We start from the raw sequence: 21,440 nt of genomic DNA, 5'->3' as shown, positions 1-21,440 counted from the left end.
CAGCGCGCAATAACCAGCAGTACGTAATAACGAGCTCTCGATGTCCTCCCTGCCTCCCGCGATTTTCCTCATGGGCCCCACCGCCGCCGGCAAGACCGACCTGGCGCTGGAGCTGGCGCGCCTGTTGCCGGTGGAGCTGATCAGCGTGGATTCGGCGCTGATCTACCGGGGCATGGACATCGGTACCGCCAAGCCGCCCCGCGAGGTGCTGGCAGAGTTTCCGCATCGCCTGATCGACATCCGCGACCCCGGCGAAGCCTATTCGGCGGCGGAGTTTCGCGCCGACGCCCTGGCGGCGATGGACGAGATCACCGCCGCCGGCCGCATTCCGCTGCTGGTCGGCGGCACCATGTTGTATTTCAAGGCATTGCTGGAAGGCCTGGCCGACATGCCCGGCGCCGACCCCGCGGTGCGCGTCGAACTGGAGGCCTGGGCCGAGGCCGACGGCTGGGGCGCCCTGCACGCGGAGCTGGCGCGCGTGGACCCGGAGTCGGCCGCGCGCATTCATCCGAACGATCCGCAGCGGCTCGTCCGGGCGCTGGAGGTCTATCGCGTAAGCGGTATGTCCATGACTGCACACCGCCATCGCCAGGCGAGTGAAAGTGCGGGTTTCGGCGGACAATTGCCGTATACTGTCGCCCATCTGGCGATTGCGCCTCTGCAGCGCCAGGTGCTGCACGCGCGTATCGCGCAACGTTTTGACCAGATGCTGGAACAGGGCTTCATCGCCGAGGTCGAACGCCTTCGCGCAAGAGGTGATTTGCATGCGGGGCTGCCGTCCATACGAGCGGTGGGTTACCGTCAGGTATGGGATTACCTTGAAGGCAAACTGTCCTACGCTGAGATGGTGGAGCGCGGCGTCATCGCCACGCGACAGCTGGCCAAGCGCCAGTTTACCTGGCTGCGCAGCTGGAGCCATCTACACTGGTTGGACAGCCAGGCAAGCGACAATTTGCCGCGTGCCTTGAAATACCTTGAGGCGGTCTCCATATAGGCTCGAGACCTTAATTCCGGCCGTCTATCCTTGGGGTTCAGGACGGCGTTAAGCCAAATTCGACTACTTACTAAATCAGCTTTTTACCCTTACAAGGAGTGCGGCATATGTCAAAAGGGCATTCGCTACAAGACCCTTACCTCAATACCCTGCGCAAAGAGCGCGTCCCGGTTTCCATCTATCTGGTCAACGGCATCAAGTTGCAGGGGCAGATCGAATCCTTCGACCAGTTCGTTATTCTGCTGAAGAACACTGTCAGCCAGATGGTCTACAAGCACGCTATCTCCACCGTTGTTCCCAGCCGTCCGGTGCGTCTGCCCAGCGGTGATCAGCCGGCCGAGCCGGGCAACGTTTGACGGGAGTCCGCCTTGTTCTTTGAGCGCCCGGGTGGTGGGGAACGGGCCATTCTGGTCCATCTGGAAGGTCAGGACCCCGAGGCGCGCGAAGACCCGCAGGAGTTCCAGGAGCTGGCACGTTCGGCGGGCGCGGAATCCGTAGCGTTCATCAGCATTTCGCGCCACCAGCCTTCAGCCAAGTACCTGATCGGCAGCGGCAAGGTCGATGAGTTGCACGACCTCGTCCATGCCGAGAAGGTCGAGCTGATCATCTTCAATCACACCCTTACTCCGAGTCAGGAGCGCAACCTCGAGCGTGCGCTCGAATGCCGTGTGCTCGACCGGACGGGGTTGATCCTCGATATCTTCGCTCAACGTGCGCGTACCCATGAGGGTAAGTTGCAGGTGGAGCTCGCCCAGTTGGAACACATGAGCACGCGCCTGGTGCGCGGCTGGACTCACCTCGAACGCCAGAAGGGCGGTATCGGCCTGCGTGGTCCGGGTGAAACCCAGCTGGAAACCGACCGTCGCCTGCTGCGCGGACGTATCCGCCAGATCAAGTCGCGCCTGGAGAAGGTCCGCAGCCAGCGTGAGCAGGCTCGTCGCGGCCGTCGTCGCGCGGAGATTCCTTCGGTATCCCTGGTCGGCTATACCAACGCCGGCAAGTCCACGCTGTTCAACGCGCTGACCACCTCCGAGGTCTATGCCGCCAACCAGCTGTTCGCCACCCTGGACCCGACCCTGCGCCGCCTGGAGCTGGATGACGTCGGACCGATCGTGCTGGCGGACACCGTAGGCTTCATTCGTCATCTGCCGCACAAGCTGGTCGAGGCGTTTCGAGCTACCTTGGAAGAGTCGAGCAATGCCGACCTGCTGCTGCACGTTATCGACTCCCACGAGCCGGAACGTGATGCGCAGATCGAGCAGGTACTGGCGGTACTGCAGGAAATCGGTGCCAATGAGCTGCCGATACTCGAGGTGTACAACAAGATCGACCTGCTGCCGGACATGCGGCCGATGATTCAGCGCGACGAACTCGGCAAGCCCGTCCGAGTCTGGGTGTCGGCGCGCGAATCCCGTGGGCTGGAGTTGGTGGAGCAGGCGGTCGCCGAGTTGCTGGGGGAGGACATGTTCGTGGGAACGCTCTGCCTGCCGCAACGCCTGGGACGACTTCGTGCTCAGTTCTTCGAGCTGGGTGCGGTACAGTCCGAGGGGCATGACGAGCAAGGATGCGCCGTGTTGCAGGTTCGCCTGCCGCGTGTCGAGTTGAACCGGTTGGTCAGTCGTGAGGGCTGGCAGCCGGCGGAGTTCATTGCGCAACACACTTTGCAATAAAGCCCGGAACACTGCTTTTGGCAGTGGCGGGGGCATTCGGTAGCATGGGTGGGCGCGCCGTGGGCGCGTTTTCGCGTTATCAGATGGAGAGCGCTATGGCTTGGAATGAGCCGGGTGACAACTCGAACAAGAACGATCAGGACCCTTGGGGTGGACGCCGTGGTGGCGGTCGCCAGGGTCCGCCTGATCTGGATGAAGCCTTCCGCAAGCTGCAAGACAGCCTGAACGGAATTTTCGGCAAGCCCAAGCGTGGCAGCGGTACTGGTGGTGGCGGCAGGGGCGGCAGCCTGGGGCTGTTCGGCATCGGCCTGGCGATCCTCGCCGTGCTGTGGCTGTACAACGCCGTCTACGTGGTGGATGAACAGGAGCAGGCGGTGATCCTGCGCTTCGGCAAGTACTACGAGACCGTAGGGCCCGGCCTGAACATCTACTTCCCGCCGATCGACAAGAAGTTCCAGGAGAACGTCACCCGCGAGCGTGCTTACAGCAAGCAGGGGCAGATGCTCACCGAGGACGAGAACATCGTCGAGGTTCCGCTGACCGTGCAGTACAAGGTCAGCAACCTGCAGGACTTCGTGCTCAACGTCGAGCAGCCCGAGGTGAGCCTGCAGCAGGCTACCGAGAGCGCGCTGCGCCACGTGGCGGGTTCGACGACTATGGATCAGATCCTCACCGAGGGCCGCGAGCAGATGGCCACCGAGGTGCGCGAGCGTCTTCAGCGTTTCATGGACACCTACAAGACCGGCATCGCCGTGACCCAGGTGAACATCCAGAGCGCCGCCGCGCCGCGTGAGGTGCAGGAAGCGTTCGACGACGTGATCCGTGCCCGCGAGGACGAGCAGCGCGAGAAGAACCAGGCCGAGGCCTACGCCAATGGCGTGGTGCCGGAAGCCCGTGGTCAGGCGCAGCGCGTCATCGAGGAGGCCAATGGTTACCGCGATGCAGTGGTGTCCCGCGCCCAGGGTGAGGCAGACCGCTTCACCAAGCTGGCCGCCGAATACCACAAGGCGCCGGAGGTCACTCGCCAGCGTCTGTACCTGGATACCATGCAGGATGTCCTGAGCCAGACCAGCAAGGTTCTGGTCACCGGCCAGCAGGGTCAGAACAACCTGATCTACCTGCCGCTGGACAAGATGATGGACGGCCGCGGTTCGGCAACCCCGAGCAGCACGCCGAGCACGACCAGCACTGCGCAAGACATCGGTTCGCGGGTGGCCAACGACCTGCAGCAGCGTGACATGCGTACCAGGGAGAGCCGCTGATGAGTAACAAGTCTCTGATTGCCCTGATCGCTGCTGTCGTTGCCGCGGTTGCGCTGTGGAGCACCGTCTATGTCGTCCAGCAGACCGAGCGCGCCGTGCTGCTGCGCTTCGGTCGCGTGGTCGACGCGGACGTGAAGCCGGGTCTGCACTTCAAGATTCCGTACGTCAACCAGGTACGCAAGTTCGACGGCCGCCTGCTGACCCTGGATTCGCCGACCCAGCGCTTCCTGACGCTGGAGAAGAAAGCGGTGATGGTCGACGCCTACGCCAAGTGGCGCGTCTCCGATGCCGAGCGCTTCTACACCGCGACCTCCGGCATGAAGCAGATCGCCGACGAACGTCTGTCCCGGCGCCTGGAAGCCGGTCTGCGTGACCAGTTCGGCAAGCGCACCCTGCACGAAGTGGTGTCCGGTGAGCGCGATGCGCTGATGGGTGACATCACCGCATCGCTGAACCGCATGGCGCAGAAGGAGCTGGGGATCGAAGTCATCGACGTTCGCGTCAAGGCCATCGACCTGCCCAAGGAAGTGAACCGCAGCGTGTTCGAGCGCATGAGCACCGAGCGTGAGCGGGAAGCCCGCGAGCACCGCGCCAAGGGTCGCGAACTGGCCGAAGGTATCCGTGCGGATGCCGACCGTCAGCGTCGTGTGCTGCTGGCCGAGGCCTATCGCGAGTCGGAAGAGACCCGCGGTGACGGCGATGCCAAGGCGGCGGCGATCTATGCCAAGGCCTACACCGCCGATCCGGAGTTCTACGCCTTCACCCGCAGCCTCAAGGCTTACCGCGAGAGCTTTGCCGACAAGAAGGACGTGCTGGTGCTCGATCCGAGCAACGAGTTCTTCCGTTATCTGGAAAAAGCTAAACCTTAAGGGTCCGTCGACGCTTCGTCGTGACCGCGCCGAACCCCGTGTTGCGAGTTGTCCCGATGCTGAATTGAGGTCCGGGCGCCGCGCAACACGGGGTTCGTCCCTTCGGGTTGCGCGTCAAATCACGCCATGCGTCGTTGCGGGACTAGGCAAGGGGCGGCCATTACCGTCGCCCCGCGTCTAGCCTGGCGTGATTTGCCGCGGCAACGCGATTCACGCCGAAACATCAACGGACCCTTGCAAGTCTCCGGCGGGCGGCAGCGCCCGTCGGAGAAATCGTGTTATCATGGGTCAGCCGGGAAATCCCGGCTTTTTTGCGTCCGCGAGAATGATGTACGAGAGCCATGTGGCAGGAATTCGGCAAGGCGTTCTGTCTGTTGCTGGTGCTGGAAGGCATCCTTCCATTCCTGTATCCGCGTGGTTGGCGCGACGCCGTGAGCGGGCTCGGGCGCCTTGGCGACCGCAGTCTGAGACTCATCGGGCTGGGCAGCATGCTGCTCGGCACCGTCTTTCTTTACTGCATTCATTGAAGTGCCGCCCGGCTGAAAGGGGAGAGGCGACATGGCAACGGTAGACCGCTGGCTACTGCCGGATGGGATCGAAGAAGTGCTGCCACCGGAGGCGGCGCGCGTTGAAGCAGCCCGCCGTCAGGTGCTGGACCTGTTCCAGCGCTGGGGTTACGAGTTCGTCGTCACCCCGCATATCGAATATCTGGAATCCCTGCTGACCGGTGCCGGCCAGGATCTGGACCTGCGTACCTTCAAGGTCACCGACCCGGCGTCCGGCCGCCTGATGGGCTTCCGCGCGGATATCACCCCGCAGGTCGCCCGCATGGACGCCCACAGCCTGCGTCGTGAAGGCCCGAACCGCCTGTGCTACGCCGGCAGCGTGCTGCACGCCCGTCCGCGTGCGCTGGCGACTTCGCGCAGCCCGATCCAGCTGGGTGCCGAGCTTTATGGCAATACCGGTTCGGCTGGCGACGTCGAAGTCATCAGCCTGATGCTCGACATGCTGGAAATGGCCCAGGTGCCGGACGTGCACATGGACCTCGGGCATGTCGGCATCTACCGTGGCCTGGCCCAGGCCGCCGGGTTGTCCGGCGAAGTCGAGCAGCTGCTGTTCGACGCCCTGCAGCGCAAGGCGGTGGACGAGGTCGCGGCGCTGACCGAAGGCCTGCCCGCCGAGCTTGCCGGCATGCTCCGTGCGCTCGCCGAGCTGTGCGGCAGCCGCGAAGTGCTGGACCAGGCGCGCGAAGTGCTCGCCGGCGCTCCGGCTGCGGTACAGGTCGCGCTGGCCGACATCACGGCCATCGCCGACTCGCTGGCCGCGCGCTTCCCGCAGTTGCCGTTGTACTTCGATCTCGGCGAACTGCGTGGCTATCACTATCACACGGGCGTGGTGTTCGCTGCGTTCGTGCCTGGGGTTGGCGAGTCCATTGCCCAGGGCGGCCGTTACGACGACATTGGCGCGGACTTCGGTCGCGCACGTCCGGCCACCGGTTTTTCTACCGACCTGAAGACCCTGGTCACTCTCGGCCGCGCCCAGCTCGACGAGCCGCGCACCGGAGTCTGGGCGCCGGCCGACGGGGCTGGCTTGTGGCGGGCGGTGCAGCAGTTGCGCCGTCAGGGTGTGCGCGTGGTGCAGGCGCTGCCCGGGCAGGATGCGGCTTCGGCTACCGAAGCGGGCTGCGACCAGCAATTGCTGGTTCGCGATGGCAATTGGCAGGTGGCTGCGCTCTGAGGCGTGCCACTTCGAGTTTCCGCCGGCCGCGGCCGGCACCGAACATCCACGATGGGGACAAGTGTTATGGGTAAGAATGTCGTAGTCCTGGGCACCCAGTGGGGTGATGAGGGCAAAGGCAAGATCGTCGACCTGCTGACCGACCAGGCTGCTGCCGTGGTGCGTTACCAGGGCGGCCACAACGCCGGTCACACCCTGGTGGTCGGCGGCGAGAAGACCGTTCTGCACCTGATTCCGTCGGGCATCCTGCGCGAAGGCGTGCAGTGCCTGATCGGCAACGGCGTGGTGCTGGCGCCCGATGCGCTGATGCGCGAGATCGCCAAGCTGGAAGAGAAGGGCGTACCGGTGCGCGAGCGCCTGCGCATCAGCCCGTCCTGCCCGCTGATCCTGTCCTTCCACGTGGCCCTGGACCAGGCCCGCGAGAAGGCTCGTGGCGACGCGAAGATCGGCACCACCGGCCGCGGCATCGGCCCGGCCTACGAAGACAAGGTGGCTCGTCGTGGCCTGCGCGTGGGCGACCTGTTCCATCGCGAGCGCTTCGCCGCCAAGCTGGGCGAGGTTCTGGACTACCACAACTTCGTCCTGCAGCACTACTACAAGGAGCCGGCCGTCGACTTCCAGAAGACCCTGGATGAGTGCATGGCCTACGCCGAAGAGCTGAAGCCGCTGATGACCGACGTGACCTCGACCCTGCACGACCTGCGTCGCAGCGGCGGCAACATCATGTTCGAAGGCGCCCAGGGCTCGCTGCTGGACATCGACCACGGCACCTACCCGTTCGTCACCAGCTCCAACACCACTGCGGGCGGCACCGCCACGGGTTCGGGCTTCGGTCCGCTGTACCTGGACTACATCCTGGGCATTACCAAGGCCTACACCACCCGCGTGGGCTCCGGTCCGTTCCCGACCGAGCTGTTCGATGACATCGGCGCACGCCTGGCCAAGGTAGGTCACGAGTTCGGCGCCACCACTGGTCGTGCTCGTCGTTGCGGCTGGTTCGATGCCGTCATCCTGCGTCGCGCCATCGAGATCAACAGCCTGTCCGGCCTGTGCCTGACCAAGCTGGACGTCCTCGACGGCCTGGAAACCGTACGCATCTGCACCGGTTACAAGAATGCCGCCGGCGAACTGCTGACCGATGCGCCGACCGACGCCGACAGCTACATCGGCCTGCAGCCGATCTACGAAGACCTGCCGGGCTGGAGCGAATCCACCGTCGGTGTCCAGTCGCTGGAAGGCCTGCCGGCCAATGCGCGCGCTTACATCAAGCGCATCGAGGAGCTGGTCGGTGCGCCCATCGACATCATCTCCACCGGCCCGGACCGCGCCGAGACCATCGTCCTGCGCCATCCGTTCGGCTGATTCGCGTTGTGGATCGCAGCGGGCCGCTTATGCGGCCCGTTGTCGTTTCTGGGGGTGCGAGCGAATCGGAGGGGCATGCTGCTGGTTGGGTTGAGGCTGATTCGCCGCGTGCCTGTCCGTACGCTGGGGTGGCGAGTGGGGGCGGAGAGGGGCTGAATTGCAGAAAGCCGAAAACGAAAAAGCCGAGCAGTGCTCGGCTTTTTCGTTTGAAGATGGTGCCCAGGAGAAGACTCGAACTTCCACGGTGTTGCCACCGCTAGGACCTGAACCTAGTGCGTCTACCAATTCCGCCACCTGGGCATGCTTTTCAGCATGGGGTGCGATGATCGCTCATCGTCTTGCGGTGATGCAACCCTTGGCTGCATCGGGCGGTCTATCGTTCGGTTATCAGGGTTCCGAACCCGCCGGGATGAAGTCTGTCATCGACTGACTTTATCCTTGAATAAGTGGTGCCCAGGAGAAGACTCGAACTTCCACGGTGTTGCCACCGCTAGGACCTGAACCTAGTGCGTCTACCAATTCCGCCACCTGGGCACGGGATGTGATGATCGCTCATCGCTTCCGTGTTACAACGTCTGTGTGACGCTGTGGGCGCGAACTATACGGAGCCAGGTTTCGCTTGTAAACCCCTGATGCGATAAAAAATTTATTCGTGCCCAAAGCTGACCGACGAGCGGATTTCGCGCTTCAATAAGCAGATGGCGAACCATCCCTATATAGATAAGGTGACCTCACTTTAATGGCCGATTGGCAAAACCTCGATCCCGAGGCCGCCCGCGAGGCGGAAAAATACGAAAACCCCATCCCCAGCCGCGAACTCATCCTGGCGCATCTCGCCGAACGCGGCGCGCCTGCCACGCGGGCCCAATTGCTCGATGAATTCGGTCTCTCCGGCGAAGAGTCGGAAGAGGCGCTGCGCCGGCGCTTGCGCGCGATGGAGCGCGACGGCCAGCTCATCTATACCCGCCGTGGCGCCTACGCGCCGGTGGACAAGCTCGACCTGATCCTCGGCCGCATCGCCGGCCACCGCGACGGCTTCGGCTTCCTGATCCCCGATGACGGCAGCGACGACCTGTTCCTCAGCCCGACGCAGATGCGCCTGGTGTTCGACGGCGACCGTGCCCTGGCGCGCGTGTCCGGCTTCGATCGCCGTGGCCGCCGCGAAGGTGCCATTGTGGAAGTGGTCGAACGCGCCCACGAGACCATCGTCGGCCGCTACTTCGACGAGAGTGGCATCGGTACGGTGGTGGCCGACAACCCGAAGATCCAGCAGGAAGTGCTGATCCCGCCGGGCAAGGCCGGCAAGGCCAAGCACAACCAGTTCGTCCAGGTGCGTATCGATGTCTGGCCGAGCGTGCATCGCCAGGCCCAGGGTGAGGTGCTGGAAGTGCTCGGCGACTACATGGCGCCGGGCATGGAGATCGAAGTCGCCCTGCGCAGCTACGACATTCCCCACACCTGGCCCGAGGCCGTGGAGAAGGAAGCGGCCAAGCTCAAGCCCGAAGTGGCGGAAAAGGACAAGGAGAAGCGCGTCGACCTGCGCGCCCTGCCTTTCGTGACCATCGATGGTGAGGACGCCCGCGACTTCGACGACGCGGTCTACGCCGAGAAGCGCAAGGGTGGCGGCTGGAAGCTGTTCGTCGCCATCGCCGACGTCTCTCATTATGTGAAGGTCGGCTCGGCCCTGGATGAGGAGGCGGCCAAGCGCGGCAACTCGGTGTACTTCCCCGGGCGCGTGATCCCGATGCTGCCGGAGATCCTCTCCAACGGCCTGTGCTCCCTGAATCCGCTGGTCGATCGCCTGGCCATGGTCTGCGAGATGAATCTCTCCAAGGCCGGCAAGATGACCGACTACCAGTTCTACGAGGCGGTCATCCATTCCCATGCGCGCCTGACCTACACCAAGGTCAGCCAGTACCTGGAAACCCCGGACAGCTCCGAAGGCCAGCGCCTGAAGGAGCAGTTGCCGGCGGTGGTGCCGCACCTGAACACGCTTTATGACCTGTACAAGGTGCTGGTCGGCGCGCGCCACGTGCGCGGGGCGATCGACTTCGAGACCCAGGAAACCCGCATCGTCTTCGGTGCGGATCGCAAGATCTCGGAGATCCGCCCGACCCAGCGCAACGACGCGCACAAGCTGATCGAGGAATGCATGCTGGCGGCCAACGTCGCCACCGCCAAGTTCCTCGAGAAGCACGCTATCCCGGCGCTGTACCGCGTCCACGACGGTCCGCCGCAGGAGAAGCTGAACAACCTGCGGCAGTTCCTCGGCGAACTGGGCCTGACCCTGTATCGCGGCAAGGGCGAGCCGACCCCGGCGGATTACCAGAAGCTGTTGGAGTCGATCCAGGGTCGCCCGGACCTGCAACTGATCCAGACCGTGATGCTGCGCTCCCTGAGCCAGGCGGTGTACAGCCCGGAGAACGCCGGCCACTTCGGCCTGAACTACGAGGCCTACACCCACTTCACCTCGCCGATCCGGCGCTACCCGGACCTGCTGACCCATCGCGCCATCCGCGGCCTGATCCGCTCCAAGGCGGCCTCCGAGCACGTACAGCGTGTCGGCGCCGCCAGCATGCCCAAGGCGCGCATCTATCCGTACGACGAAGTCCGCCTGGCGCAACTGGGCGAGCAGTGCTCGATGACCGAGCGCCGAGCCGACGAGGCGACCCGCGACGTCACCAACTGGCTGAAGTGCGAGTTCATGCGCGAGCGCGTGGGCGAGACCTTCCCCGGCGTGATCACCGCGGTGACCGGCTTCGGCATCTTCGTCGAACTGACGGACATCTATGTCGAGGGCCTGGTCCACGTTACCGCACTGCCGGGCGACTACTACCATTTCGATGCCGTCCACCATCGCCTCTCCGGCGAGCGTACCGGCCGTAGCTTCCGCCTTGGCGACACCGTGGAAGTGGTGGTGGCGCGCGTCGACCTGGACGAGCGCAAGATCGACTTCGAGCTCTCCGATAACGTGCTCAGCGCGCCCATCGGCCGCAAGAAGCGTGGCGAGAAGGCTGAGCCGGCCAAGGGCAAGGTTGCGAAGGGCAAGGCGCCCAAAGGTGCTGCAGCCAAAGAGAAGCCGGCCAAGGCCCGTCGTCAGGTAGCGGACGATCCGTTCTTCGCGCCCGACGTGGCCGTGGTGCCGTCGCACCAGCCGCGCAAGCGCAAGGTTGGCGTGGTCCAGGCGCTGCCTTCGGTGGCCCCGGAAATGCTGGCCAAGGCCGAGGAAATGCTTGGCAATACCGATGTGCGCAAGAGCCGCGAAGTGAAGAAAGCGCTGCTCGATGAAGCCAAGGTCGGCAGCAAGAAACCGGCCAACGGCAAAGGCAAGGGCGCGCCCGCTGCGGGCAAGCCGCGCAATCCTTCGAAACAGAAAGCCCGGTCCGCCAAGCCGACCAAGCATCGCAAGGGCTCGTCCGCGCCCAAGGCGGGTGCGGCGGGCGGCGCGCCGGCCAGCAAGCGTAAGGCGAAGAAATGAGTCAGTGGGAAAAGGTCTACGGGGTCCATGCCGTAGAGGCGTTGCTGCGCCATCATCCGAAACGGGTCAAGCAGCTGTGGTTGGCCGAGGGCCGGCATGATCCGCGCGTCCAGGCGCTGGTCGAGCTGGCCGGCCAGGTGCGCGTGCCGGTGGGCACGCGCGACCGCAAGGAGTTGGACGAGTGGGCCGAGGGCGTGCACCAGGGCGTGGTCGCCGAGGTCAGCCCGAGCCAGGTGTGGGGCGAGAACATGCTCGAGGAACTGCTGGAGCGCACGCCCGGTCCGGCGCTGCTGCTGGCCCTGGACGGAGTGACCGATCCGCACAATCTCGGTGCCTGCCTGCGCACCGCCGATGCGGCGGGCGCGCTGGCGGTCATCGTGCCGAAGGACAAGTCCGCCACCCTCAATGCCACCGTGCGCAAGGTTGCCTGCGGTGCCGCCGAAGTCATCCCGCTGGTGGCGGTGACCAACCTCGCGCGCACCCTGGAGAAACTCCAGCAGCGTGGTCTGTGGATCGTCGGCACCGCTGGCGAGGCGACCCAGATGCTCTACGAACTCGACCTCACCGGGCCGACTGTGCTGGTGATGGGCGCCGAGGGCAAGGGTATGCGCCGCCTGACCCGCGAGCATTGCGATTACCTGGCCAAGCTGCCGATGCAGGGCAGCGTCAGCAGCCTGAACGTCTCGGTGGCCACCGGCGTCTGCCTGTTCGAGATTGTCCGGCAGCGCCAGCCCAAGGCCGGCGCCTGACGTTGCTTTTGTAGGAGCGAGCTTGCTCGCGAACGGTGCCGGCTCCGTGCTTGCCCGGTTCGCGAGCAAGCTCGCTCCTACGAAAAGCCCGTTGTACAAATAATCGTCAATTGCCTTGCGCCACCTTCCCCCCTTCTCTAGAATGTCGGCCCTTGTCGTCCGGGCAGGCGTTCGCACGTCCTTCCCAGTGGCAAGGTAAAAATCATTCACTCCTTGCCTGACCGCTTCGTCGGCAGGCTGCAATCCGTAAGGAGCATTTATGCGTCATTACGAAATCGTGTTCCTGGTTCACCCGGACCAGAGCGAACAAGTCGGTGGCATGGTCGAGCGTTACACCAAGGCCATCGAAGAAGACGGCGGCAAAGTCCACCGTCTGGAAGACTGGGGCCGTCGTCAGCTGGCTTACGCCATCAACAACGTGCACAAGGCCCACTACGTTCTGATGAACGTCGAGTGCACTGCCAAGGCCCTGGCAGAAATGGAAGACAACTTCCGTTACAACGACGCCGTGATCCGTAACATGGTCATCCGTCGCGACGAAGCCGTTACCGGCCAGTCCGAAATGCTGAAGGCCGAAGAGAGCCGCAACGAGCGCCGCGAGCGCCGTGAGCGTCCCGAATCGAACGAGGGCGAGTCCGCTGACGGCGAAGATAGCCGCGACAGCGCTGACGAGTAATCCCGGACCAGTATTGAGGAGCCACACACATGGCACGTTTCTTCCGTCGTCGTAAGTTCTGCCGTTTCACCGCTGAAGGCGTGAAAGAGATCGATTACAAGGATCTCAACACCCTGAAGGCCTATGTTTCCGAAACCGGCAAGATCGTTCCGAGCCGCATCACCGGCACCAAGGCCAAGTACCAGCGTCAGCTGGCCACCGCTATCAAGCGCGCCCGCTACCTGGCCCTGCTTCCCTACACCGACAGCCACGGCCGTTGATCGGGCAGTCGACTGGAATTGATGGATAGATCGCATGCGCGCATTGGCTGAATTCGTCATGCGAGGCCGCATGCAGGCGACCCTGGTGGTCGTCGCAGCCGCGGTACTGCAGCCGTTGTTCTGGCTTGGTGCCGCAGCAGGCAGTCTGGTGCTGTTGCGTCGTGGTCCGCGTGATGCCTTTGGCATCCTGGCCTGGGCGCTGCTTCCGGCACTGGCCTGGTGGTACCTGGGTGACCCCAGCGTGAGTCTGGTTCTGGTGGGTAGTGCCGTGCTGGCGCAGGTTCTGCGCAGCAGGGTGTCCTGGAACCAGGTGATGCTGGCGAGCGTTGTGCTCGGTGCGGTGTTCGTGCTGCTGCTCAGCACGGTGTCGGCCGGGTTGGTCGCTGCTCTTGCCGATGCGTTCGGCAAGGCACTGCCGCAGGTTCTGGCCGAAGCCAAGCTTTCGCCGGAACAGATGGCCGCCCTGCAGGCGGAGATGGTTCCGACCATCACCGGCCTGATGGCAGCCTCGCTGCAGACGATCAGCCTGATGTGCCTGATGCTGGCGCGTTATTGGCAGGCAGTGCTGTTCAACCCGGAAGGGTTTGGCCGCGAGTTCCGCGCACTGCGCCTGTCGCCGGGCACGGCTATCGCGCTGCTGGTCGGTGTCGTGGCGCTGCCCTTCGCAGGTCCCGCGGCCACCATGCTGGCGCCGCTGTGCATGATCCCGCTGCTGTTCGCCGGGATCGCACTGGGCCACGGGCTGGTCGCGCTGAAGAAGCTTCCGGGCTTCTGGCTGGCACCGCTGTACCTGCTGGTATTCGTACTGGGCAATGTGATCTGTCTTGTCGCCGTAGTCGACAGTCTGTTTGATTTTCGCGGTCGTCTGGCGAAGCGCCAGGGTGCCGCGAACGGTGAAGGTTAAAAGTTAAGAGGTAAGACTCAAATGGAAGTCATCCTGCTGGAAAAGATCGCCAAACTGGGCAACCTGGGCGACAAGCTGAACGTAAAGGGCGGTTACGCCCGTAACTACCTGCTGCCGCAGGGCAAAGCCACCGCTGCCACCGCTGCCAACGTCGCTGCTTTCGAAGAGCGCCGCGCAGAGCTGGAAAAAGCCGCTGCCGAGAAGAAAGCCGCTGCTGAAGCCCGTGCTGCCCAACTGGCCGAACTGATCGTGACCATCGGCGCCCACGCTGGCGACGAAGGCAAGCTGTTCGGTTCGATCGGCACCCGCGACATCGCCGACGCCGTTTCGGCTGCCGGCTACCCGCTGGAAAAGAGCGAAGTTCGCCTGCCCGACGGCGCCCTGCGCGCTGTAGGCGAATACAACATCGAAGTGCAACTGCACATGGATGTTGATGCAACCCTGCACGTGGTTGTAGTCGCCGAGTAAGCGATCCGTCGCTAGGACGATTCACGCGGCTTGCCTGGGTGAATCAGTCCAATAACAATGGGCACGGTACCGATCCTCGGTCCGTGCCCTTTGTTTTTCCGCCGTTTCACACAACACGAAGAGCCCATGAACGACATCACCGTCCCCGAGCAATACGACCTGCAGACCGCTTCCCTCAAGGTGCCGCCGCACTCGATCGAAGCCGAACAGGCGGTGCTGGGTGGCCTGATGCTCGACAACAATGCGTGGGAGCGGGTGTCGGACGCGGTGTCCGATGGCGACTTCTACCGTCATGACCATCGGCTGATCTACCGCGCGGTTTACAAGCTCGCCGAAAGCAACCAGCCGATCGACGTGGTGACCCTCTCCGAGATGCTCGAACGCGAGGGCCAACTGTCCCAGGTGGGCGGTCTTGCCTACCTTGCCGAGCTGGCGAAGAACACGCCCTCGGTAGCCAACATCAAGGCCTACGCGAACATCATTCGCGAGCGCGCCACGCTGCGGCAGCTGATCGGCATCAGCAGCGATATCGCCGACAGCGCCTTCAATCCGGAAGGGCGCAGCGCCAACGAAGTGCTCGACGAAGCCGAGCGCAAGATCTTCGAGATCGCCGAAGCGCGCCCGAAGACCGGCGGTCCGGTGGGGATCAGCGATATCCTGGTGAAGACCATCGACCGCATCGACCATCTGTTCAACACCACCGATGCGCTGACCGGGATTTCCACCGGCTTCACCGATCTCGATGAAAAGACCAGCGGCCTGCAGCAGGCTGACCTGGTCATCGTTGCCGGCCGTCCGTCGATGGGCAAGACCACCTTCGCCATGAACCTGGTGGAGAACGCCCTGATGCGCAGCGACAAGGCGATCCTGGTGTACTCCCTGGAAATGCCCTCCGACTCCATCGTCATGCGTATGCTTGCCTCGCTCGGCCGCATCGACCAGACCAAGGTGCGTTCGGGCAAGCTGGACGACGAGGATTGGCCGCGCCTGACCTCGGCGGTGAACCTGCTCAATGACCGCAAGCTGTTCATCGACGACACCGCCGGCATCTCGCCCTCGGAAATGCGTGCGCGTACCCGCCGCCTGGCCCGTGAGCACGGCGAGATCGGCCTGATCATGGTCGACTACCTGCAGCTGATGCAGATTCCCGGTTCCGCCGGCGACAACCGGACCAACGAGATTTCCGAGATCTCCCGCTCGCTCAAGGCGCTAGCGAAGGAGTTCAACTGTCCGGTGGTGGCGCTCTCCCAGCTCAACCGCTCGCTGGAACAGCGTCCCAACAAGCGCCCGGTGAACTCCGACCTGCGTGAATCCGGAGCAATCGAGCAGGACGCCGACGTGATCATGTTCGTCTATCGCGACGAGGTGTATCACCCGGAAACCGAGTTCAAGGGTGTCGCCGAAATCATCATCGGCAAGCAGCGTAACGGTCCCATCGGCACGGTGCGCGTGGCCTTCCTCGGCCGCTACAGCCGCTTCGAGAACCTCGCCCCCGGCATGTACAACTTCGAAGACGAGTGACGCGGCCACATATCGCGTGATCGACGGGCGCCTTAATATGGGCGCCCGTTTCGTTTCAGGACCCGCAGCCATGCGTCCGCTCGTCGCCACCGTCGATCTTTCCGCCATCCGCCACAACTATGCCGTGGCCAAGCGCTGCGCGCCGGGCCGCCAGGCGTTCGCGGTGGTCAAGGCGAATGCCTATGGGCATGGCGCGCGAGAGGTGGTCAGCAGCCTGCACGATGAGGCCGACGGCTTTGCCGTGGCCTGCCTGGAGGAGGCGGCGGAAGTGCGCGCGCTGCATGCCGATGCACGCATCCTGCTGCTGGAAGGTTGCTTCGAGCCGGGCGAGTACCTGATCGCCGCGCAACTGCGCCTGGACGTGGCCGTGCAGGGGCCGGAGCAGGCCCAGGCGCTGCTCGCCACGCAACTGCCGAGCACGCTGAACGTATGGATGAAGCTGGATTCGGGCATGCATCGTCTGGGTTTCTCGCCCCAGGCGCTGCGCGACTGGCACCCGCGCCTGCGGCAAGCGGCGCAGGTGGCCGAGCTGAACCTGATGAGCCACTTCGCCAATGCCGACCTGCGCGGCGATGAGCTGACCGAAGACCAGGTAGCCTGTTTCCTCAGCGTGCTCGACCTGGATTTCGACCAGCGCTCACTGGCCAACTCCGCTGCCGTGCTGACCATTCCCGCCGCCCACATGGACTGGACTCGCCCCGGCATCATGCTCTATGGCGCTACGCCCTTCGCCGATATCGGCGCGGCCGAGCTGGGCCTGCGCCCGGCGATGAGCCTGGAGGCGCAGTTGATCGCGGTGCGCGAGGTACCGGTCGGGGAGTGTGTCGGCTATGGCGCGACCTGGGTGGCGCAGCGTCCGTCGCGCATCGGCACGGTCAGTTGCGGCTACGCCGATGGTTATCCGCGCCATGCGCCGAGCGGCACGCCGGTGCTGGTGGGCGGACGGCGGGTGCCGTTGGCGGGCCGGGTATCGATGGACATGCTGGCCGTCGATCTCACTGATCTGCCCCATGCGGTCGTCGGCGAGCCGGTGGAACTGTGGGGTGCGAGTCTCCCGGTGGACGAGGTGGCAAGCCACGCCGGGACCATCGGTTACGAGCTGCTGACCAAGGTTACTGCCCGCGTGCCGCGCCGCTATCGCAGCTGATCAGGCGCGGCCTTCCGTGGCCTTGTTGCCGTCTTGCCAGAGGTCGCTGGCGTCGTTGCCGCCCTCGTTGGCGATGGCGAAGCTGGCCCGGCCGTTGCCCTTCACGTCGTACAGCGCCTGATCGGCGGCCTTGTAGAGCTTGCTGAACTGCATCGCATGGCTGGGGTAGATGGCGACGCCGATGCTGGGCGTGACGCGCAGTTCGAGGGCGTCGAACTGCACCGGGCGCGACAGCTCGTTGAGCAGGCGTCTGGCGATCTCGCGGGCATGGCCTTCGGCGTCCGGGCCGGCGATCAGCGCGGCGAACTCGTCGCCACCCAGTCGCGCTACGCAGTCGCTGGCGCGCACGCATTGGCGCAGGCGGTGGCCGACGTTCTGCAGCATGAAGTCGCCGGCGTCGTGTCCGTGGCTGTCGTTGATCGGTTTGAAGTGGTCGAGGTCGATCAGCATCAGGGCCAGGGTTTCGCCGTTCTGCTGGGCGCGTTCCAGTGCATGCTCGGCGTGTTCGACCAGGAAGCGGCGGTTGGGCAGGCCGGTCAGCGGATCGTAGTGTGCTGCGTGCTGCAACTGGGCTTCGCGCTCGCGCAGCAGCTGGTTGCTCTGGGTCAGCTCGGCGGTGCGTTCGGCCACCGCCTTGGCCAGGTCGTGCTGCGCGCTCTGCATCAGCGTCAGGCGTGCGTTCTTTTCCCGGTCGGCCTGCTCCACGGCCTGCGCGCGCTCCCGCTTGAGGCTGCGGATGCGCGAGGTGAGGGCGAAGGAGAAGAGTATCGATTCCATAGCGACGACGATCGGGAAGATGTAGGTGGTGATCGGCGTGGGTTGCACGACCGCCAGGGCGCGCATCACCGAGATGCTGACGCTGCCCAGTACCAGGCCGAAGCCGAGCAGGTAGAGGAAGGCGGGGAAGCAGCCCTGACGCCAGCGCGTCAGCGCCGCTCCCATCGCCGCCGGCACGCCGATGAAGGTGATCGCCACCAGCATCCAACTGGCAATGCCGCGCAGTTGCAGAGCGCCGAGGGCAACGGTGAGCAGGTACAGCGCACAGTTCAGGTTCAGCAGGCGGTGTGCCCACGGCACGTACTTGCGGGTCTGCAGCAGGGTGATGGTGAAACGGTGCACGCACAGCCCCCACAGCGAGGGCAGGGTGATGCGGTCCAACCACCAGGGTACCGCGTGTTCCGGCCAGAGGTACTTGAAGCCGTGGCCGCTCATGCCGAGGCTGAACAGCAGCGCCGCGGCGGTGGTCAGCACGTACCAGAGGTAGGCGCGGTCGCGCAGGGTCAGCAGGATGAACAGGTTGTACAGCAGCAGGGCGGCGATCAGGCCGTAGATCACGCCGAGGAAGAGGTTGGTGTCGGCGCGATGGTCCTGCAGGTCGTCCAGTGTCCAGATGCGCAGGGGGAAGGAGTTGCCGGCGGGGTCATAGGTACGCAGGTAGAGTTGCAGCGGCCCGGTGCCGTCGGGCAGGTGGAAAACCGGACGCCGGTAACCACGGTCGCGGCCGGCGGAGAAGGGCACCGCTTCGCCTGAGAGCCGCTCGTCGTAGCGGCCCTGCTCATCGGGCAGGTACAGGCGCAGGTCCTTGAGGTTGACCGCGTCCACCTCCAGCCACCAGCCGCCGGGCGGTACCTGCCGGCGCTCGAGATCCAGGCGCAGCCACCAGGCGCTGGGGCTCTGGCCGACGCTGGTGCGACCGTTGGCCGGAATGAAATCACGACTACGCTGAACTTCGTCGAACGGCATCCCGCCGCTACGGTCCTCGAGGAGTTCCAGGCGACCATTGAGCCAGGTGCCGCTGGCGCCTGAATCCAGCTCGACTGCGGCGACCGGGCCGCTCAGCAGCGCGAGCAGTAGCACGAAAAGATGACGCACGACACGCACTCCCTGTGCCTTGTGGGTATCCCGGCACCTACTGCGGATAGTGGCTGAAGTATAGCTAGATGATGGCACTGGCAATCCGTCGCGCACCGGTTAAATCTGAGTTCATCGGTCGGATTTGTACACTTTTTGTGCTATATTCCGCGCCCGCGTTTTTTCGCGATACCTACTTCGAGATACCCCGGTGCCCGTGATGCAAGCCGCCAAACCGCTGTTCGACTATCCCAAGTTCTGGGCCGAGTGTTTCGGCCCGGCGCCGTTCCTGCCCATGAGCCGGGAAGAGATGGATCAGCTGGGCTGGGATTCCTGCGACATCATCATCGTCACCGGGGATGCCTACGTTGACCATCCGTCGTTCGGCATGGCCATCATCGGCCGCCTGCTGGAGGCCCAGGGCTTCCGCGTCGGCATCATTTCCCAGCCCGCCTGGCAGTCGAAAGACGACTTCATGAAGCTGGGCAAGCCGAACCTGTTCTTCGGCATCGCCGCCGGCAACATGGACTCGATGATCAACCGCTACACCGCCGACCGGAAGATCCGCTCCGACGACGCCTACACACCCGGCGGCGAAGCCGGCAAGCGCCCGGACCGCGCCAGCATGGTCTACAGCCAGCGCTGCCGAGAGGCGTACAAGGGCGTGCCGATCATTCTCGGCGGCATCGAGGCCTCGCTGCGCCGCATCGCGCACTACGACTACTGGCAGGACAAGGTCCGCCACTCGATCCTGATGGACGCCAAGGCCGACATCCTGCTGTTCGGCAACGCCGAGCGCGCCGTGGTGGAAGTGGCCCAGCGCCTGTCCGCCGGCGAATCCATCGACTCGATCACCGACGTGCGCGGCACCGCCTTCGTCCGTCGCGACACTCCCGAGGGCTGGTTCGAGCTGGACTCCACCCGCATCGACCGTCCGGGCAAGATCGACAAGATCATCAACCCGTACGTGAATACCCAGGACACCGCCGCCTGCGCCATCGAGCAGGAGAAGGGCGAGCAGGACGACCCGAACCAGGCCAAGGTCGTCGAGCTGCTACCGCACCCGCGCCTGGAGCGCGAGCGCACGGTGATCCGCCTGCCGTCCTTCGAGAAGGTCAAGAGCGACCCGGTGCTCTATGCCCACGCCAACCGCGTGCTGCACCTGGAAACCAACCCCGGCAACGCCCGCGCGATGGTCCAGCGCCACGGCGAAACCGACGTGTGGTTCAACCCGCCGCCCATCCCGCTGACCACCGAGGAGATGGATTACGTCTTCGGCCTGCAGTACGCCCGCGTGCCGCACCCGACCTACGGCGGCGCGAAGATCCCGGCGTACGAGATGATCCGCTTCTCGGTGAACATCATGCGTGGCTGCTTCGGCGGCTGCACCTTCTGCTCGATCACCGAGCACGAAGGCCGCATCATCCAGAGCCGCTCGGAAGACTCGATCATCCGCGAGATCGAGGAAATCCGTGACAAGGTCCCCGGCTTCACTGGCGTCATCTCCGACCTCGGCGGGCCGACCGCGAACATGTACCGCATCGCCTGCAAGGACCCGGAGATCGAGAAGCACTGCCGCAAGCCGTCCTGCGTCTGGCCGGGCATCTGCGACAACCTCAATACCGACCATTCCTCGCTGATCCAGCTGTACCGCCGCGCCCGCGACCTGCAGGGGGTGAAGAAGATCCTCATCGCCTCGGGCCTGCGCTACGACCTGGCGGTCCAGTCCCCGGAATACGTCAAGGAGCTGGTGACGCACCACGTCGGCGGTTACTTGAAGATCGCCCCGGAACACACCGAGGAAGGCCCGCTGTCGAAGATGATGAAGCCGGGCATCGGCACCTATGACGTGTTCAAGCGGATGTTCGAGAAGTTCTCCAAGGAAGCGGGCAAGGAACAGTACCTGATCCCGTACTTCATCGCCGCGCACCCGGGCACCAGCGACGAGGACATGATGAACCTCGCCCTGTGGCTCAAGCGTAACGGCTTCCGCGCCGACCAGGTGCAGGCCTTCTACCCCTCGCCTATGGCCACCGCCACGGCCATGTACCACTCGGGCAAGAACCCGCTGCGCAAGGTCACCTACAAGAGCGATGGCGTGGAGATCGTCAAGGGCGAACGCCGTCGCCGGCTGCACAAGGCCTTCCTGCGCTACCACGATCCGAACAACTGGCCGATGCTGCGCGAAGCCCTGAAGGAAATGGGTCGCGCCGACCTGATCGGCAACGGCAAGCACCAGCTCATCCCGACGCACCAGCCGACCGCTGATGGCGGCTACCAGAGCGCGCGCCGCAAGAACTCCACCCCGGTGGGCAGCAAGAAGACCGGCAAGCCGCTGCTGACCCAGCATACCGGCCTGCCGCCGCGCGCCAGCGATGGCTCCAAGCCGTGGAACAAGGCTGCGGAGGACAAGGCCAGCGGCTACGCCAAGGGCAAGAAACGCAGCACCAAGCGCCAGCCGAACATTCCGCGCTGAGCCTTCGTCGCCCTCG

The 21,440-nt window shown here is 64.5% G+C and carries 18 protein-coding genes and 2 tRNA genes; 17 read left to right on the top strand and 3 right to left on the bottom strand.

From position 1 onward, the window contains the following. Nucleotides 1–40: 40 nt before the first annotated feature. From miaA to H681_RS22215, 8 genes are all read left to right on the top strand, one after another. Entirely contained in the window at nt 41–994 is a 954-nt protein-coding gene (gene miaA / locus H681_RS22250; RefSeq protein WP_015479146.1) for a tRNA (adenosine(37)-N6)-dimethylallyltransferase MiaA, read from the top strand. A gap of 107 nt (nt 995–1,101) precedes the next feature. Then, entirely contained in the window at nt 1,102–1,350 is a 249-nt protein-coding gene (gene hfq, locus H681_RS22245; RefSeq protein WP_015479145.1) for an RNA chaperone Hfq, read from the top strand. A gap of 12 nt (nt 1,351–1,362) precedes the next feature. After that, the gene (hflX, locus tag H681_RS22240) at nt 1,363–2,664 is read left to right on the top strand and encodes a ribosome rescue GTPase HflX (RefSeq protein WP_015479144.1); all 1,302 of its coding nucleotides are present in this window, start codon (nt 1,363–1,365) and stop codon (nt 2,662–2,664) included. A 95-nt stretch (nt 2,665–2,759) separates the two neighbouring features. After that, nucleotides 2,760–3,926: an FtsH protease activity modulator HflK gene (gene hflK, locus H681_RS22235; protein WP_015479143.1), complete on the top strand. Its 1,167-nt coding sequence runs from the start codon at nt 2,760–2,762 to the stop codon at nt 3,924–3,926. Further along, nucleotides 3,926–4,795 (top strand): protease modulator HflC, encoded by an 870-nt coding sequence (hflC, locus tag H681_RS22230; RefSeq protein WP_015479142.1) that lies wholly within the window; start codon nt 3,926–3,928, stop codon nt 4,793–4,795. Before hflK ends, hflC begins: the two co-directional genes overlap by 1 nt. A gap of 341 nt (nt 4,796–5,136) precedes the next feature. Continuing rightward, nucleotides 5,137–5,322 carry a DUF2065 domain-containing protein gene (locus tag H681_RS22225; protein ID WP_015479141.1) on the top strand — a complete coding sequence of 62 codons (186 nt, stop codon included), beginning with the start codon at nt 5,137–5,139 and terminating at the stop codon, nt 5,320–5,322. Between the two features lie 31 nt (nt 5,323–5,353). Continuing rightward, nucleotides 5,354–6,532, top strand: a complete 1,179-nt coding sequence (locus tag H681_RS22220; protein WP_015479140.1) for an ATP phosphoribosyltransferase regulatory subunit — start codon at nt 5,354–5,356, stop codon at nt 6,530–6,532. A gap of 66 nt (nt 6,533–6,598) precedes the next feature. Then, nucleotides 6,599–7,894 carry an adenylosuccinate synthase gene (locus H681_RS22215; protein WP_015479139.1) on the top strand — a complete coding sequence of 432 codons (1,296 nt, stop codon included), beginning with the start codon at nt 6,599–6,601 and terminating at the stop codon, nt 7,892–7,894. Between the two features lie 213 nt (nt 7,895–8,107). Here the strand turns inward: H681_RS22215 and H681_RS22210 are convergent. Both H681_RS22210 and H681_RS22205 read right to left on the bottom strand, forming a co-directional pair. Further along, a tRNA-Leu gene (locus tag H681_RS22210) sits at nt 8,108–8,194 on the bottom strand. Between the two features lie 147 nt (nt 8,195–8,341). Then, nucleotides 8,342–8,428, bottom strand: a tRNA-Leu gene (locus tag H681_RS22205). A gap of 205 nt (nt 8,429–8,633) precedes the next feature. Here H681_RS22205 and rnr point away from each other — a divergent pair. From rnr to alr, 8 genes are all read left to right on the top strand, one after another. Then, nucleotides 8,634–11,372 carry a ribonuclease R gene (rnr, locus tag H681_RS22200; RefSeq protein WP_015479138.1) on the top strand — a complete coding sequence of 913 codons (2,739 nt, stop codon included), beginning with the start codon at nt 8,634–8,636 and terminating at the stop codon, nt 11,370–11,372. Beyond that, a complete protein-coding gene (gene rlmB / locus H681_RS22195; RefSeq protein WP_015479137.1) occupies nt 11,369–12,121 on the top strand; it encodes a 23S rRNA (guanosine(2251)-2'-O)-methyltransferase RlmB in 753 nt (250 codons plus the stop codon). The genes rnr and rlmB overlap by 4 nt, the downstream gene beginning before the upstream one ends. A 259-nt stretch (nt 12,122–12,380) precedes the next feature. Beyond that, a complete protein-coding gene (gene rpsF / locus H681_RS22190; protein ID WP_015479136.1) occupies nt 12,381–12,797 on the top strand; it encodes a 30S ribosomal protein S6 in 417 nt (138 codons plus the stop codon). Nucleotides 12,798–12,826: 29 nt separating this feature from the next. Further along, nucleotides 12,827–13,057, top strand: a complete 231-nt coding sequence (rpsR, locus tag H681_RS22185; protein WP_003095634.1) for a 30S ribosomal protein S18 — start codon at nt 12,827–12,829, stop codon at nt 13,055–13,057. A gap of 34 nt (nt 13,058–13,091) precedes the next feature. After that, nucleotides 13,092–13,961, top strand: a complete 870-nt coding sequence (locus H681_RS22180; RefSeq protein ID WP_015479135.1) for a hypothetical protein — start codon at nt 13,092–13,094, stop codon at nt 13,959–13,961. A 21-nt stretch (nt 13,962–13,982) separates the two neighbouring features. After that, entirely contained in the window at nt 13,983–14,429 is a 447-nt protein-coding gene (gene rplI / locus H681_RS22175) for a 50S ribosomal protein L9 (protein ID WP_015479134.1), read from the top strand. Nucleotides 14,430–14,555: 126 nt separating this feature from the next. Then, complete coding sequence (gene dnaB / locus H681_RS22170) at nt 14,556–15,950, top strand: replicative DNA helicase (protein WP_015479133.1); 1,395 nt, start codon at nt 14,556–14,558, stop codon at nt 15,948–15,950. Between the two features lie 70 nt (nt 15,951–16,020). Then, nucleotides 16,021–17,097 (top strand): alanine racemase, encoded by a 1,077-nt coding sequence (alr, locus tag H681_RS22165; protein WP_015479132.1) that lies wholly within the window; start codon nt 16,021–16,023, stop codon nt 17,095–17,097. Here alr and H681_RS22160 read toward each other — a convergent pair whose 3' ends face one another. After that, the gene (locus H681_RS22160) at nt 17,098–18,969 is read right to left on the bottom strand and encodes a GGDEF domain-containing protein (RefSeq protein WP_015479131.1); all 1,872 of its coding nucleotides are present in this window, start codon (nt 18,967–18,969) and stop codon (nt 17,098–17,100) included. Nucleotides 18,970–19,168: 199 nt separating this feature from the next. Between H681_RS22160 and H681_RS22155 the strand changes: the two genes are divergently transcribed. Further along, nucleotides 19,169–21,424, top strand: coding sequence for a YgiQ family radical SAM protein (locus H681_RS22155; protein ID WP_015479130.1), 2,256 nt, complete (start codon nt 19,169–19,171; stop codon nt 21,422–21,424). Nucleotides 21,425–21,440 lie beyond the last annotated feature (16 nt).

The sequence above is a fragment of the Pseudomonas sp. ATCC 13867 genome (assembly GCF_000349845.1).
Classification (GTDB): domain Bacteria; phylum Pseudomonadota; class Gammaproteobacteria; order Pseudomonadales; family Pseudomonadaceae; genus Pseudomonas.
This window is presented reverse-complemented; position numbering and strand designations above follow the sequence as displayed.